The sequence below is a fragment of the uncultured Campylobacter sp. genome (genome assembly GCF_937980635.1).
GTDB lineage: Bacteria > Campylobacterota > Campylobacteria > Campylobacterales > Campylobacteraceae > Campylobacter_B.
In genome coordinates this window covers 1-15,109 of the sequence record NZ_CALJPG010000030.1, presented here as the reverse complement: position 1 = coordinate 15,109, position 15,109 = coordinate 1, and the positions used below count along the sequence as shown (strand labels likewise).

Sequence of the window (15,109 nt, the reverse complement as noted above, 5' to 3'; positions counted from 1 at the left end):
ACTTATTTTATCCTAAAGTGCCCCGTTATCTCGTAAACATTTAGCACGTCCTCTTCCTGCACGCCAAGCCCGATATTATGGATCACGAGCGGGGTTTTGCCGGCAGCAAATTTATCCGAAACTATGCCGATGTGCGGCCTGCCGTTATCCAGCCGCCACGTCACGATATCGCCTGCTTTAAACTCGCCCTTCGTCTCGTAATCCTTGCGTTTTAAATAGGTCGCGATGTTTGGCACGCGGCGATGATCGATATTTTTGTCGGTCTTTTTCGCGCCCCAGTTTTTTGGATAGGCGCTAAAATTTGCGCTCATGTCCTCGTGGATGAGCCGCTGCAGATCGATATCCTGCCCGCGTAGCACCCTAACTACGACGTCGGTGCAAACGCCCTTCATCATATCCACGTCGCCCATCGGATAGGCTAGCCTCTCGTACGAAGGATCGTAAAACAGCGTCCGTCCAACCTGCGCTCTAGCGTCTTGCACGAGTTTTTCGGCCGAAAATGCAAATGCAAAATTTGCTGTCAGCGCTAAAAGTAAAATTTTGCTCCAAATTTTCATCAAAACCTCACGCGTAAAAATATCTAACTATGTGAAAAAATATCGGCGCCGCAAAGCACAGCGAGTCCATACGGTCAAGCATCCCGCCGTGCCCGCTGATCATATAACCCCAGTCCTTGACGCCCAGATCGCGCTTGATCGCAGACATAACGAGACCTCCTAAAAAGCCCATCATACAAACGGCAAGCCCGATGAAAAACGCCCCCACCGCGCCAAAGGGCGTGAGATGATGCAGGCACGCAGCCAGCGCGCTAGCGCTAAGAACCCCTCCCGCAAAGCCGACCACGGTCTTAGACGGACTGATGCTAGGCGCGATCTTGCGCTTGCCAAAAAGCTTGCCCCAGACGTACTGCAGCACGTCGCTAGACTGCACGACTATGATCAAAAATAGCATTAGCTCCATGCTGCTACCGCGCTCAAGATCCAGCAAAAGAAGCGCGGGGATATGCGAGATACAAAACACGCAGATCATCAGCGCCCACTGGATCTTCGTCGAGCGCTCTAAAAAATACGCCGCATCGCCGCAAATAGCCGCCAAAATCGGCAAAAATAAAAATCCGTAAACCGGGATAAATATCATCGCCATCGCGTACCAATCAGCATAGATAAAAATATACTGCGCGGGCAAAATCACGTAAAAGCACGCCACGAGCGCGATGTGATCGCCCCTGCGGATGTAGATGAGCGACAAAAACTCGCGCAATGCGGCAAAAGATACGAGCAAAAATAAAAATATCACGGCGTTTTTGCCCATATACGTAAACGCAAAAATCACCAAAATCATCGCCCACCAGGCGTTTATGCGCGAGGTCAAATTTGAGACGGTTTTGTTCTGGGCGCCGAATTTCGCCTTTAGCATAAATGCAATGGCGCTAGAGACGACTAGCACCGCGATGAGTCCTAAAAATAGATTTAATATATGATTTTGCGGGTTCATTTTAGTGCCTTTTGGTTAAATTTAAAGCTAAATCGACGTATGTTTCGGAGCGCTCCGAGCTAGTCAAATTTACGCGCGTTTGGTTTGCCTTGCAGGTAGTTTGCTTGATTAAATTTGTTAGCGAAAAAAGCTTGCGCTTTGGGCTCGCGCTTGGATCAAATTTGATTTGCGGCGAGGCAAGCGTTTTGGTTTGGGCTTTGTTTTTAAATTTGACGCTTTTAGCCGCCGTTTTAGAAAGCTCGCCGTCAAATTTGCCGTAAAAATCGGTCGCAAATTTTCCCGTCTTGCGTGGCGAATTTACAGGGCTCAAATTTACAGCTCTGGCCAAAGTCGCCTCGCTAGGCTTTCGTTCTATCATTTTGCATATCGCTCATAGCTAGCAGCGCGTCCTGCGCCTTTTGTAAAAACTCGCCCTTGCCCTCGCCGCCGTAGGTTATCTCCTCGCCCACTATCAGCTCGCAAAGCAGCGGGATGGGTATCATAAAGCCCTTGGGCAGGACGTTGCGCGCATTTTTGATCCATACGGGCACGAGCGGGATGTCAGGACACTGCTGCGCCAGGCGAAATATCCCGCTTTTAAACGGCTGTAGCGCGAGATCGTCGTCCATCTTGCGCGTGCCTTCCGGAAAGATGATGAGAGAGTGTGCCTGCAGCGCTTCGCTCATTTGCGTTAGCGCCTCTAACGGATCTTTATGACGGCTGATTAGCACCATATTAAATACGTTTTTAGCAAGAAATCTGCGCACCCGCCCGCTCTCCCAGTACTCCGCCGCCGCGACGGGGCGCACGCGCTTTCTCACGCGGTAAGGCAGCGAGACGAAAATCAGCAAAAAATCGCCGTGGCTAGCGTGGTTTGCGTAGTAAATTTTAGTGCCGTCGCCGATGTTTAAAAGCTCCTGCGGCGGCCGTACGCCTGTGATAAATATCGTGATGCGGCAAAGGATAAAATCAAGCGCTGCGGCTAAAAAATTTTTCATCTTGTATCCTTTTTACTCTTTTGCTTTTAAAATTCGCTTTTTGCGGCGCCTTCAATTTTGCCGTTGCGTGCGGCAAATGAGTTTCTTGCCCGCCTCGCCGAAAACGAGTGTTTTATACATAAATTTAAGGCGATTAAAGCCAATACGGTTTAAGTAATACCTGCAATTTGCCGCTTTTACTACTTGCCTTTGATTTCACCGACTTTGATAAAATACTCGAAATTAACCAAGTGCGTTTTGTGCGCCTAGCGCCTTTAAAATGTCTAAATTAAGCGGACAAATTCGTCGCGATATTTTATTCTTGCCTCAAAAAATCTCGTAAATTTAAACAAGCTCAAATTTATAACGATTGCGTGCCCGCGTCGAGGCGAGCTTAAAACTTTTGCAATTATATCAAATTTAGGCGTTACCTTGCGTCGATTTTGGAGATAGCTATTAAATTTATCCTCGTCCGAGGCGCCCTATTCCCCGCTTTTTAGCCCCATCCTCACGCGATTTACGCAGGTTATCGTAAGCAAAAACGCTGCTACGTAAAGCACCCAGACGCTCCACTGGGGCAGCTGTCCTAGCAGCGCGTAGATGGTAGCTATAAGCCCGAATAAAAACGCTCGGTCGCTCTTGCCCATAGGCCCGTCGTATCGCCTGCCGCAACCGTGCACCTGCCCTAGGACGCCCAAAAACTCACTCATAAAAGATAGAAAGATAACGAGCGCGATAACGCCCCAGTCAAACGGCGCCACGAAGGCAAACGGCAAATAAAGCGCGGCGTCCGAGATAACATCCGTAGCTTCGTTTAGGTAGCCGCCCAGCGGACTTTTTTGATTAAACTCGCGAGCCAGCATGCCGTCGATGGCATTTAGCGCCATACGCAAAAACATCCAAACGGGCAGCAGAAAGAATAGCGTCGAAACTTCGGCAAATTTTATCAGAAGTCCGCCCAGTAGAACGGAAATGACGCAGGCTGCGATCGTGACTTGATTTGCGCTGACGCCCGCGCCGTAAAGGCGTCTTACTAACGGACGAAGTAAATTTTGAAATTTGGGCTTTAACTCGTAAATCGTCATGAAGACTCCGAAAATTTGATTTTCGTATTGTCGCTTAAAAATGCTTGGAGGCAGATTAAATGTGTAGCTGGCTTTTGTATGAGCTTTTTTAATCGTCGATTTTTAAAAGCATTAGAATGGCGAAATGAACGATGAAAATATGAGTAAATTATCTCTTCTATCATTGCCGCGATGGCACTCAACTTTTTTTGGCGCAGGCTCGCGACGGTAAAAGTAGCGTTTGCGGCACGATGATAGGCAGCGTGATAATCTCCATTATGGAAAGCGTACGGTGCAATCATCGCCATATCAGTATCCATCTTCGCTCAATTCGGTACGGAGAAGTGCTCAATCCCTCTATGCGGGCCGCAAAAATTTATAAATCGTATGGGATTTCATCGCGATAGATTTCAAACTTCGCTCTCCGCCGCAAATGCAATAGGCCTTGCGGCAAAGTCCACAAAACCTTGTCGCGAAAATTCTAAATCATAGCGGCGCCGAGCCGGGAATAGTACTTTTAAATTTTAAAATTCCGCGGCGGCGCAAAGCCTCCGTATTTGCGGATTTAAGGTCAAATTTTAGAATTTAATCCTGCCAGATATTTTCGTTTAATTTCAGACTTTTTACGATGGAGAGAAAGAATAGAAGCTCGTGCTTGATAGACGCGGCGGGATCAAAACCAAATACGCTGCGATCCACGCTAGGCTCGAAACTATCGTATCCCGTGCGGATGAAAATATAGACGTTTCTACCGGAAAAGCTTAAACTGATCGGTCCGCCGGCACCGCTTCTAAAGCGAAGCAAGCGCCGCATAAAGGCGGGTGTGAGGGCATACATTGCAGACACCGCATCGGCGCTATATACGCTAAATGCGGAGCTAAACTCGCTATCGTCCATCGCGATCTTCTTAAGTCCGCCGAGTGTTGGCCTCGCGCTGAGCGAAGGCAGGATCACCGCCACCGAGTTTACGCGCTTTTTAAATTCTGCGTAGAAAAAGATCCCCCTGCTGCTACGTCGTTCGTCAGTATGAGTCACGCAAACATCCGCAAAGCTGAAAAATACTCCGTCATAAACGCCGGAAATTTTATCTTCGCAATCGAAATAGCTTATGCCGTCCACAAATAGACCGCTCGCGCGCAGATACGCCGGTCGAAACGAGCCTGAAATTTCATAGCGGTAGCCTAGGCTTGCGATATAGGGCGCGATATATTGGTGTTTAAAGGCGCGGACGAATTTTTTGGATCTATTATATTTGATCCGCTCCAGCGCGGCACCCGCGATATTAAATAACGAAAGGCAGATGGTTACGAGTGCGATGACGAAGCGTAAGGCATCATTCTTGCATATTTCTACGCCTTTGGCAAGTATCCCCAGCAAGATGCAAAAGATAAATGCGCGCACTATATTTGCATCTTTATTCACTACTCTATAAGAGATACTGCCGCAGCTAAATGCCACTATAATCCAGCAGAGGCCCATTGCTGCATTTTGATCTCTAAAATTGAAAAATAGCCACAGCGCCGAGGCCAGCACTGCTAGTACTATTATCGAAAACGCCGCACCTTTGTGCTGCTCCGCCTCATCCAGGATACCGAGCCTTAGTTTTTCCAGTTCGTTTGCGGTCATCTTTCTCTTTCTAAATTTATCGAAGCAAATTTTAAAATTTAGGTTCGAATCCGCTCCTAAATTTAAAAGACTAAGCTTTAAAATTTACAAAATCCGCTCTTTAAATTTAGCGTGAATTTCTGCGCTAAATTTAGCTTTAACACAAAATTTCTACGATCACCTGCGGCAATAGCTCATGTTCGATCTCGTGGATTTTGGCTTCGTAAGCTTCAAGGCTCATGCCCGCACTCTTTTCAAACGCGCGCTGAGCGATGATCGCGCCGCCGTCAAGCTCCTCACTGACCCAGTGCACGCTCACGCCGCCCACCTTCATATCGCTTTCAAAGCTCTGCTTAATCGCGTGCGCGCCCTTAAAAAGGGGCAGCAGCGACGGATGCAAATTTATCGCGCGAACCCTGCTCGTAAAAACTGGTGTGAGGATGCGCATAAAGCCCGCAAGCACCGTAAGCTCCGCGCCGCTTTTTTCGATCTCGCGCACGAGGGCGGCGTCGAATTCCTCGCGGCTAGCAAAATCTTTGTGATTTAGGATCACGCTTTGAAGTCCGAATTTTTCGGCCTTTGCTATGCCTCCCGCGTCCGCTTTGTTGCTTAGCGTTAGCACGACTTCGATTTTAGTACCCCCAAAAACCTTGCCGTGCAGCTTCTGCAAAATAGCCTCCAAATTTGAGCCGCTGCCGCTAAAAAGTACGGCGAGCTTTTTCACAACCATTTTACCTCCTCGATGAGATCGAGCGGATTTAGCGCGTAGGAATTTTTGGCGAAGGCTCGCGCGGCGAGTGCGTGGGCTAGGACGCCGCAGATTGAGGCTTGCAGAGGCGAGTAGCTTTGAGCGAGCAGCCCGCCGATGAGTCCTGCGAGCACGTCGCCGCTGCCGCCCTTTGCGAGCGCGGCGCTACCTTTGTCGCAGACGTAGATGATGCCTGCCTGCGCGATGAGCGTGTTTGCGCCCTTTAGCACGAGTACGCCGCTAAATTTCTCGCTCCACGCCCGCGCAAGCTCAAAGCGGCGCTCTTGCAGCTCGCTCACGCTAAGATCTGCGATACCCGCGATCTTTAAAAGCGAGCAAAACTCCTTCGGATGGGGCGTTAGGATTAAATTTGAATTGGCGTTTAGCAGGCTTAAAATTTCACGCTCGTAGCACAGATCGGCGTCGATGACGCAGCTTTTGCCCCGCAGCGCGGCAAGATCGATCTTTCGCTCCCCCAGCCCGCAGCCGCAGACTACGACCCGCGCGGCATCGAATGAGCTTTTTTGCATCAAAATCGGGCTTAGATTTAACGGTCCCTCACCAACGACGCTAACGAGCCCGCTGCCGATCGCGTGAGCCGCCAGAGCCGCCATCTGCGCCGCTCCGCTCATCTGCCCGCTTACGACGTAGGTGTGCCCGAAATCGCCCTTGTTAGTGTTTTGCTTCCTGCGTAGCGGCAGCTTCAGATCGCTTTTTTGAAGTAGAAAATATTCGCTCCGCTCTTCAAAATTTTGGCGCGAAATTCCAAGATTTGCGACCTTGATCCGCCCTACCTGATCCTTCGCCGCATCCGAAAACAGCGCGAGCTTCAGCGCTCCCATCGCGATCGTCAGATCCGCGCAAAATGCACCGCCTAAAATGCGCCCGTTCTTGTCGATGCCGCTTGGGATATCGACTGCGATTTTTAGGGATTTTGCGCTGTTTGCGAGAGATAAAATTTCACAAATTTCAGAGCTTAAGGCTTTGTTTAAACCGCTGCCGAAAATTCCGTCGATTATGCAGTCTGCGCTTGTAACCTCATCGTGCAGGACGCTCGGCTCGCCGCATTCGCTGCCTAGGTTGCCGCACTCGCCGCCGCGCGCCGCGATCTCAAATTTAGCGCCCGCAAATTTCGTGCTTAATTTATCGCCGTCACAAGAAATGTCCGCGCCGCTTAGGCTTTCGCGCTCGCCCCGCGGCTCGCTCGCGCCAGCACTCTTTGAAGAGGAGCCGTCCGCGCTTTCATGCGCGCAAATATTTTTACTAGATGTTCTGCCTGTGTGCCCGTAAGCGTCTTTTGCGCTAGAAATATTGATAAGCCTAACGCCCACAGCCCGCGCCGCTTCCGCTTGAAATTTACCCGCCGCGCTTCTGTTTTGAAGCACGCAAAGCGCCGTGCAGCTAAAATCGCCGCTTAGCTTTCGCAGCGCCGCCATCGCGTCCGCGCCGTTATTTCCGCCGCCGCAAAGCGCTAAAACGCGCGAACCCTTTTTGAGCCGCTTTCTGATCTCGCGCTCGATCCTGCCTGCGGCGTTTTCCATTAAAATTTGCTCACTCAGTCCAAATTTCGCGCTTGCTCGCGCGTCGAGTTCCTCGGTGCTAAAGAAAATTTTTTTCAAATTTCGCTCCTTATGCGAAAGCTAAGAGCCTCCAAAATATGCGCCTTGGCGATGATCTCGGCGCCTGCTAGATCGGCGATCGTGCGCGCGAGCTTTAGCGTCTTATTCACGCCGCGCTGCGAAAGATCGTAGCGGGTGATCGCGGTTTGCAAAACATCCCGCGCCGCACTTTCGCAGACGCAAAATTTTTCAGTCTCTTCGTCGCGTAGCTTTGCGTTTAGCTCGCTCTGTCCGCGAGCCTTTTGCACGCGAAACGCCCGCAACACCGCATCTGCCATCTCCTCGCTGCAAACGTCGCTCTTGTCGTCCGCGCCGGTCTCGTCCATCGCGACGTATATGTCGATGCGATCGAGCAGTGGCGCGGAGATCGTGTTTTTGTAGCGCCTGATGTCGTTTAGCGAGCAGGTGCAGGTGAGGTTTTTGGAGAATAAATTTCCGCACGGGCAGGGGTTTTGCGCCGCTACGAAGATAAATTTCGTTTGGTATTCGACCTTGGAATTTACGCGCGAAATCAAAATTTTATTATCCTCCAGTGGCTCGCGCAGGCTTTCTAAAATTTGCTTGCCGAAGTGCGGCAGCTCGTCGAAAAATAGCTCGCCGCCGTTTGCGAGCGCGACCTCGCCGATCTTTGCTCCGCTACTGCCGCCGCCGAAAATGGAGCTGCGCGTGCTGGTGTGGTGCGGCGAGCGGAAGGGGCGCAGCGCGCTAAAATCGACATCTTTGTTATTTAGCGACTCGTAGGCGCACGAGAGCAGCACTTCGCCTAGGCTCTGCGGAGGCAGAATTCTGGCTATCCGCTTGGCGCACATGCTTTTGCCACATCCCGGGCTGCCCTCAAAGAGGATGTTGTGCATGCCGCACGCGGCGATCAGGCTCGCGCGCTTGGCGCGCTTTTGCCCTTTGACGTCTTTGAAATCAAGCGAAAAATCGCGGTTGGGAACGTAAGCTTGCCCGTCAATCTCCACGATGTTTTTAAAAAGCGGATGGGTTTCTCGCATGAGCCTGCTTGCGGCGAATTCCTCGTCTAAAAAAAATCTGACCGCGTCGCTTAGGCTATCCACCGCATACACGTCGTAGTTTGGGATCGTGCAGGCCTTTAGAGCGATGCTTTGCGGCACTAAAATTTTAGCGCGCTTCACCTTTGTGCTTAAAAAAAGCAGGATCGAAAAGAGGCTCGCCGTGCTCTTTAAGCTGCCGTCTAAACCGAGCTCGCCGAAGACGAAGAAATCGCCGTCAATGCGCTCTTTTTGCAGCGCGATGAGAAGCGCGATCGCAAGATCGAAGTGCGAGCCGTTTTTGGGCGTGTCGGAGGGGGAGAGATTTATGATGATTTTGGATGCGGGAAATTTAAAATTTAGACTCACAAGCGCCGCTTTTACGCGGCTTTCGCTCTCTTTTATCGTAGCTCCCGCAAGACCGACGATATTAAATCCCGGCAGCCCCCGCACGAATGTCGACTCGACCTCTACGGGGATCAGAGCATCCGTGAAGGCAGCGCATTTTAGGGATTTCATTTCGATTTTTCTTTTAGGCTTTTTTTGAATTCTTTATCAAATTTTTTGCGTTTGTTGTATCCGATGCGCTCGATGAAAAGATGTCCGTCGAGGTGGTCCATCTCGTGCTGGATACAGACGGCTAGCAGCTCGCTAGCGTCCATTTGCTGGGTATTGCCGGCGCGGTCTTGAAACTGCACCGTGATAAACTCGGCGCGCGTGACGTCCTCGTAAAAGCCCGGCACCGACAAGCAGCCCTCCTGGTAAACGACCTCGCCTTCCTTTTTTAAAATTTGCGGATTGATGATTTCGATGAGGTCCTTTTTGTCTTGGATTTTTTCCTCATTGGCTAAATTTATAATCAAAGCGCGCACGGGCTTGCCTACCTGGATGGCGGCAAGGCCTATGCCGTTTTTTGCGATCATCGTCTCATACATATCGTCCAAAAGCTTGCCCAGCGCCGCGTCGAATTTCACGACCTCGGTCGATCTTTGATAAAGCTTTTTATTCGGATAGGTAAGGACGTCCAGGATCATCTATTTAAAGCTCTTTTGAAGTACTTGATCGATCAGTCCGTATTGTACGGCATCCTCGGCGCTCATAAAAAAGTCGCGATCGGTGTCCTTTTCGACCTGCGCGAGATCTTTGCCGGAATTTTGCGAAAGGATGTTATTTAAAATTTCTTTCATTCGTAAAATTTCTTTAGCTTGGATCTCGATGTCGGTAGCTTGGCCCTGCGCGCCGCCGAGGGGCTGGTGAATCATTATGCGCGAGTTTGGAAGCGCGTAGCGCTTACCTTTGGCGCCGCAGCTTAGCAAAAACGCTCCCATCGACGCTGCTTGACCGATACAGATCGTGCTCACGTCTGGTTTGATGTAATTCATCGTGTCATAAATGCTAAATCCGCTCGTAACCACGCCGCCCGGGGAGTTGATGTATAGATATATATCCTTATCCGGATCCTCCGCCTCTAAAAACAGAAGCTGCGCGACGATCGAGCTTGCCACCGCGTCGTCGATCTCGCCGCTAAGCATTACGATACGGTCTTTTAGCAGCCTTGAGTAGATGTCGTAGCTGCGCTCTCCGCGGCCGGTCTGCTCTATAACGTAAGGAATCACCATTATTCGCCTTTCGCTTCTTTTTTGCCCTGCTTTGAGAAAATATCGTTAAATAGCTTCTCCTCGATTAGCGCCATTTTGACGGCGGGAAGCATGCCGTTGTTGCGGTATCTATTTAGATGCTCCTTCGGATCGGCGCCGTATGTGTAGGCCTCCATATAGACTGCTTGGACGAGCTCTTGATCGCTCACGTCGATATTGCGTTTTTTGGCTAGCTCGTCGATTAAGAATGTAAGTTTTACGCTGTTTTCGGCAGCCTTTCTAAACTCTTCACGCTTTTTATCAAGGGCGTCTTTGTTGTTTTTAAATTCCTCGATCTGCTCTTTTGAAAAGCCGCTCCAAGCGTTGTTAAACTGCAAATTAATCTCTTGCTCGACGATCGCTTTTGGAAGCGCGAAGTTAAATTTCTCGGCGAGCGCATCGGCAAATTTAGGCTTTAAATCCTCATTTATCAGCTTTTGAAGCTTATCGTTTTTGATGCGCTCTTTGATGCGCGCTTCAAATTTCTCCTTGCTCGGCTCTTTCTCGCCCGGAAGCGCCTGCTTTAGCTCCTCCTCGCCGAGCTCTTTGGCAGGTTTTTTAGCTTGAATTTCATGAAGCTTGACTTTAAAAATCGCGTCCTTGCCGGCTAAGCTTTTCGCGCCGTAATCTTGCGGAAATTTAACCGCTACGTCGCGTTCCTCGCCCACTCTAAGTCCGATCATACCGTCTTCAAAGCCCGGGATAAATTGATTTGAGCCGATCTGAAGGACATAGTCCTGCGCCTTACCGCCGTCGAATGGCTTGCCGTCCACGAAGCCTTCGAAGTCGAATTTTGCAAAATCGTCTTTGGCTAGAATTTTTTTGTTGGTCTTAGAAAGCGGAGCGATCATCTGCAAAAATTCCGTCACTTTCTCATCGATCTCTTTTTGGCTAACGCGTGGGCTGCTAAATTTAGGAATTAGCTCCTCGTACCCCTCGACGCTAACTTCCGGTCTGAAAGAAATTTCGATCTCGACCTCTATATCGCCTTCTTTTTCGTCAAATTTAGAAAAGACCGGCTCAGATAAAATTTCATCTTGTTTTTTCTTTAAAATTTTAAGAGACTGATCGATCATATTTTTAAGAAGTTCCTGCTTTGCATCGCCCTCAAGCTGCTTGCCGTATCGCTTCAAAACCACTGCAGTAGGCACTTTGCCCTGTCTGAATCCGTCGATTCTTAGTTGCTTGGAGGCCTTTTTGGCTAGCTCTTCTACTTTGGCTGCGATCTGCTTTGCTTCGATCTTGCTCGCAGCGATCGCATTCGCGGCGTCTTTCATTTTTGCTTTTACTTCCATAAAATTCCTTTAGAAAATTTAAAAATAGCTCGTAATATATCAAAAAATTTCTTATTTAAAGTATAAATTCCTAAAATTTGCCGAGCCTAAGCGGTTTGTATTTATCAAAATTTCAAAATTTTAAAAGCCTGCCTTAAAATTTAAAGCGGGCTTGAGGTTAAAATTTTACCGATACGTTAAACATAAACTGCCGCGCGTAGCCCATCTGAATAGGTATCACGCTCGTGGTCGTGCCGGTCGAGGATGAGGTGTAGTATTTTTTGTCGGTCAAATTTTTGACGTTGAACGAAAAATTCGTATCATAGCCCGAAATTTTAGTATCGTAGCTCACGAAAGCGTCATAAACTACGGCGTGAGGCAGCTTAAACGCCGTTCCTGCGGGCACGCTCGGTAGGTTCGTGCGCATATAGTAGGTGTACCACGAGCCGAAGTATCGCGCGCCGCCGCCAAGCCTAAGCCCCTTTGCGCCTAGATGCGCAAAATCGTAGTTGGCAAATAGGCTTGCTTGGTGCTTCGGCGTCGCTTCCAGCGGTTTGCCGATTAGCACCGCAAAAGCGCCGTCGTCCTCACGCACTCTCGTTTTGGTATATGCATAGCTCGCCGACATGCTAAGTCCCTGCGTCACGCGCCCGTTTATATCGAGTTCAAATCCTCGCGAGCGAGCCTTGCCGATCGTCTCGCTTATATTATTTACCGTCCGCAGGATATTTCTTTTATCGATATTAAACACCGCCGCACCCGCAGTGACTCGATCGTTTTGAAATTTAGTGCCGAGCTCCACGGATTTGCCTTCCTCCGGCTTTAGATCGCCGCCTATCGCCTCGCCTATTGACATCTGCGGCGTGAAGCTTTGCGCGTAGTTAGTATATACCGACCACTGCGGACTTAACAGGTACAAAAGCCCGCCCTGATAGGTCGTAGCGGCCTTTTTCTGATCGGTGTTGTTCGGTCCTTGCCAGCTTTGTTTGGCTACTTGATCGTAAAATTCCCTACGCACGCCCAAAGAAAGTATCAACTCGTCGGTTAAATTTATATTATCTTGGGTGTAAAGACCGATCGTTCTTAGCTTTTGATATTGTATTTTTGGCTCTCTATCGTTCGTTAGGACGGCGCCCGAAGCGGTCTGTCCGGTAAGCATATTGATGCGTCCAGCGGTGCCTTTTAGCGCGCCCGGGCGGTATCTGTAGTAGTTTTTGTAATCCGTGCCGAAAAGGACGTCGTGCTTAAGCGGGCCCGTTTCAAATTTGCCGTTTAGTGTGACGCTTGCTGCGTGCGTGCGGTGTATGAAATTATCGTAGTAGTTATACGATCGCGTCGTGCCGGTAAGGCCTTGGGGCGTGAATGGATTGTTCGGACGGACGTAGCCGTATTCGTGCTTACTGCGCGAGAAAGCATAGGCGCCTTTTAATATCCAATCCTCGCTAAATTCCTTCTCAAAGCCGAAATCAACCGTATCGAGTTTGCTTTGTAGTTTATTCACCGGCTCGTCGAAGCGGACTTTACCGCTGCCGTAAATTTTACCCGTACTCGGCACCAAAAACGCGCCGCGATCCACCGGATCGGTAGAGCGGCTATGGGTGTAGCCTAAGCTTATCGAATAATCGTCTCCTTGATACGCAAGCGACGGCGCAAAGAGCGTGTTTTTTATACCGCCGAAATTTCGCCAATAATCCTTCGCGTAGTAATCGAATATAAATCTATACGCAAAGCCGCTATCTACAATCGGCCCTGTAGTATCAAATCCCGCGTCCCAATAATTGTGATTGCCCAGCCCGCCCCAAAGCTCATTTATAAACTCATACTGCGGCTTTTTGGTTACCATGTTTATGACGCCGCCCGGTTGCTGCGCACCGTAGAGCATGCTCGCGGGCCCTTTTAGAACCTCGACGGATTGAATGGTTTTGTTGAAATTGTGCATCACGGCGCCCGGCACGCCGTTGCGCATAATCGAGCCGTCGCGACCCTCGCCGAAGCCACGCTTGATGATCGCATCGAAAATATTTCCCGTCGTATTTGCATAGCTTATGCCGCTTACGTTTTGCAGCGATTCCGCTAAGGTTTCTGGCTTTTTGTCCTTTAGATGCTGCTGCGTTACGACGTTTACGGTCTGCGGAATTTCTAAAATTCTCTTAGTTGTCTTGCCGATCTCGCTGCGTACGGCACGGTAGCCGTCGTCGTTATTCGCCCATTCTACGACCTCGATATCGCCTAGGTTTTCGCCCGAGGCGGAGCTTGCCGCGGCGTTTTGTTCGGCGCAAGCAAAGGAAAAAAGCGCCAAAGCCGCACCAAAACTCATCTTAAATTTCATTACCGAACTCCTTGTAGATAAAGCTTATCGAAACGGCGGATTTTAAACAAAAATTTCTTAAATTTAAATATATTATCATTAACATAATGAGATTGATAAAATTTCGCGCGGAATTTTAAAATTTATCAGCGTTATAAAAGGCGTTTTTGAGTAATATCGCGCATCGAAATTTTAAGGAATTGCTAAAAATGGACGAAAAAAGCCGAGTAAAATTTGAAAATTGCGTGTCGCAGATGCTTGAAATTTTAGGTGAGGATCCGAAGCGCGACGGGCTTGCAAAGACGCCCGAGCGCGTAGCTAAAGCCTATGAGTTTCTAACTAGCGGCTACGAGCTGGATCCAAAAGAAATTTTAAACGACGCGCTGTTTGAGAGCAGCAACAACGAGATGGTTTTGATAAAAGATATAGAATTTTATAGCCTCTGCGAGCACCATCTGCTGCCTATCATCGGGCGCGCGCATGTTGCGTATATCCCGAATAAGAAGGTCGTAGGGCTTAGCAAAATTCCGCGTATGGTAAATATTTTCGCGCGCAGGCTGCAGATCCAAGAGCAGCTTACCGAGCAGATCGCAGGCGCCATCGAGGAGGTAATCCATCCGCTCGGCGTGGGCGTGGTGCTGCAGGCGCGACACATGTGCATGGAGATGCGCGGCGTGCAAAAGATCAACTCGACCACGACTACGTCGGCACTGCGAGGGCTTTTTATCAGCCGAAACGACACGCGCAAGGAATTTTTCGATCTAATAAATTCTCCGAAAACTTTTGGTTTTTAAAATGGCAAGCGTTAAAGAAAAATTTAGCAATTATGTTATATTATCGTGCGAAATTGATAAAAGAGCGAAATTGTCTGATTAAATTTCAGACAAATTTTAGAAAGGAATTTTATGCAGCGCGTTTATTTGGATAATAACGCTACTACGATGGTCGATCCCGAAGTTTTTGAGGAGATGAAGCCGTTTTTTTGCGATAAATACGGTAATCCAAACTCCCTTCACAGCTTCGGTAGTGAGACTCATCCCGCGCTAAGAACTGCGATGGATAGGCTCTATGCGGGACTCGGCGCTGCGGATGCGGACGATATCGTCATCACAAGCTGTGCGACCGAGAGCAACAACTGGGTTTTAAAAGGAATTTACTACGATAAAATTCTAACCGGCGAGAAGGATAATATCATCATAAGCTCCGTCGAGCACCCCGCAATCAGCGCGACCTGTGCTTTTTTAGAAAAAATTTGCGGCGTAAAGATCACTCGCCTCGGCGTCGATAAAAACGGACAGATCGATCTTGACGAGCTTGCCGAAAAAATTAACGATAAAACCGCACTTGTTAGCGTGATGTGGGCAAATAACGAAACCGGCACGATCTTCCCCGTTAAACAGATCGCACGT

Annotated in this window: 16 protein-coding genes; 2 read left to right on the top strand and 14 right to left on the bottom strand. The window is 49.2% G+C overall.

The features are described 5' to 3' along the window. Positions 1-2: 2 nt before the first annotated feature. The 14 genes from Q0460_RS08445 to Q0460_RS08380 all read right to left on the bottom strand — a co-directional run bounded on the left by Q0460_RS08445 (position 3) and on the right by Q0460_RS08380 (position 13,721). Positions 3-557: a DUF1287 domain-containing protein gene (locus tag Q0460_RS08445; protein WP_299086331.1), complete on the bottom strand. Its 555-nt coding sequence runs from the start codon at positions 555-557 to the stop codon at positions 3-5. Positions 558-564: 7 nt separating this feature from the next. After that, positions 565-1,494 (bottom strand): phosphatidate cytidylyltransferase, encoded by a 930-nt coding sequence (locus Q0460_RS08440; protein WP_299086330.1) that lies wholly within the window; start codon positions 1,492-1,494, stop codon positions 565-567. 1 nt (position 1,495) lies between these two features. Beyond that, a complete protein-coding gene (locus tag Q0460_RS08435; RefSeq protein ID WP_299086329.1) occupies positions 1,496-1,852 on the bottom strand; it encodes a hypothetical protein in 357 nt (118 codons plus the stop codon). Beyond that, the gene (locus Q0460_RS08430; protein WP_299086328.1) at positions 1,833-2,471 is read right to left on the bottom strand and encodes a 1-acyl-sn-glycerol-3-phosphate acyltransferase; all 639 of its coding nucleotides are present in this window, start codon (positions 2,469-2,471) and stop codon (positions 1,833-1,835) included. The genes Q0460_RS08435 and Q0460_RS08430 overlap by 20 nt, the downstream gene beginning before the upstream one ends. A 461-nt stretch (positions 2,472-2,932) precedes the next feature. Next, positions 2,933-3,535 (bottom strand): CDP-alcohol phosphatidyltransferase family protein, encoded by a 603-nt coding sequence (locus Q0460_RS08425; protein WP_299086327.1) that lies wholly within the window; start codon positions 3,533-3,535, stop codon positions 2,933-2,935. Continuing rightward, positions 3,532-3,834 carry a hypothetical protein gene (locus Q0460_RS08420; protein WP_299086326.1) on the bottom strand — a complete coding sequence of 101 codons (303 nt, stop codon included), beginning with the start codon at positions 3,832-3,834 and terminating at the stop codon, positions 3,532-3,534. Before Q0460_RS08420 ends, Q0460_RS08425 begins: the two co-directional genes overlap by 4 nt. 265 nt (positions 3,835-4,099) lie before the next feature. Then, positions 4,100-5,140: a DUF3137 domain-containing protein gene (locus tag Q0460_RS08415; protein ID WP_299086325.1), complete on the bottom strand. Its 1,041-nt coding sequence runs from the start codon at positions 5,138-5,140 to the stop codon at positions 4,100-4,102. A gap of 136 nt (positions 5,141-5,276) precedes the next feature. Further along, positions 5,277-5,849, bottom strand: a complete 573-nt coding sequence (gene purN / locus Q0460_RS08410) for a phosphoribosylglycinamide formyltransferase (protein WP_299086324.1) — start codon at positions 5,847-5,849, stop codon at positions 5,277-5,279. Then, on the bottom strand, positions 5,840-7,486 hold the full coding sequence (locus Q0460_RS08405) for an NAD(P)H-hydrate dehydratase (RefSeq protein ID WP_299086323.1): 1,647 nt from the start codon (positions 7,484-7,486) through the stop codon (positions 5,840-5,842). Before Q0460_RS08405 ends, purN begins: the two co-directional genes overlap by 10 nt. Further along, on the bottom strand, positions 7,483-9,000 hold the full coding sequence (locus Q0460_RS08400; RefSeq protein WP_299086322.1) for a YifB family Mg chelatase-like AAA ATPase: 1,518 nt from the start codon (positions 8,998-9,000) through the stop codon (positions 7,483-7,485). Before Q0460_RS08400 ends, Q0460_RS08405 begins: the two co-directional genes overlap by 4 nt. Further along, entirely contained in the window at positions 8,997-9,515 is a 519-nt protein-coding gene (gene def, locus Q0460_RS08395; RefSeq protein ID WP_299086321.1) for a peptide deformylase, read from the bottom strand. The genes Q0460_RS08400 and def overlap by 4 nt, the downstream gene beginning before the upstream one ends. Further along, the gene (clpP, locus tag Q0460_RS08390) at positions 9,516-10,100 is read right to left on the bottom strand and encodes an ATP-dependent Clp endopeptidase proteolytic subunit ClpP (protein ID WP_297918766.1); all 585 of its coding nucleotides are present in this window, start codon (positions 10,098-10,100) and stop codon (positions 9,516-9,518) included. Continuing rightward, positions 10,100-11,413: a trigger factor gene (gene tig / locus Q0460_RS08385; protein WP_299086320.1), complete on the bottom strand. Its 1,314-nt coding sequence runs from the start codon at positions 11,411-11,413 to the stop codon at positions 10,100-10,102. The genes clpP and tig overlap by 1 nt, the downstream gene beginning before the upstream one ends. Before the next feature lie 157 nt (positions 11,414-11,570). Continuing rightward, complete coding sequence (locus tag Q0460_RS08380; RefSeq protein ID WP_299086319.1) at positions 11,571-13,721, bottom strand: TonB-dependent receptor; 2,151 nt, start codon at positions 13,719-13,721, stop codon at positions 11,571-11,573. A gap of 188 nt (positions 13,722-13,909) precedes the next feature. Between Q0460_RS08380 and folE the strand changes: the two genes are divergently transcribed. Both folE and Q0460_RS08370 read left to right on the top strand, forming a co-directional pair. Further along, positions 13,910-14,494, top strand: coding sequence for a GTP cyclohydrolase I FolE (folE, locus tag Q0460_RS08375; RefSeq protein WP_299086318.1), 585 nt, complete (start codon positions 13,910-13,912; stop codon positions 14,492-14,494). A 111-nt stretch (positions 14,495-14,605) separates the two neighbouring features. Continuing rightward, positions 14,606-15,109: aminotransferase class V-fold PLP-dependent enzyme (locus Q0460_RS08370; protein ID WP_299086317.1), on the top strand; the 504-nt coding region annotated here is incomplete at its 3' end.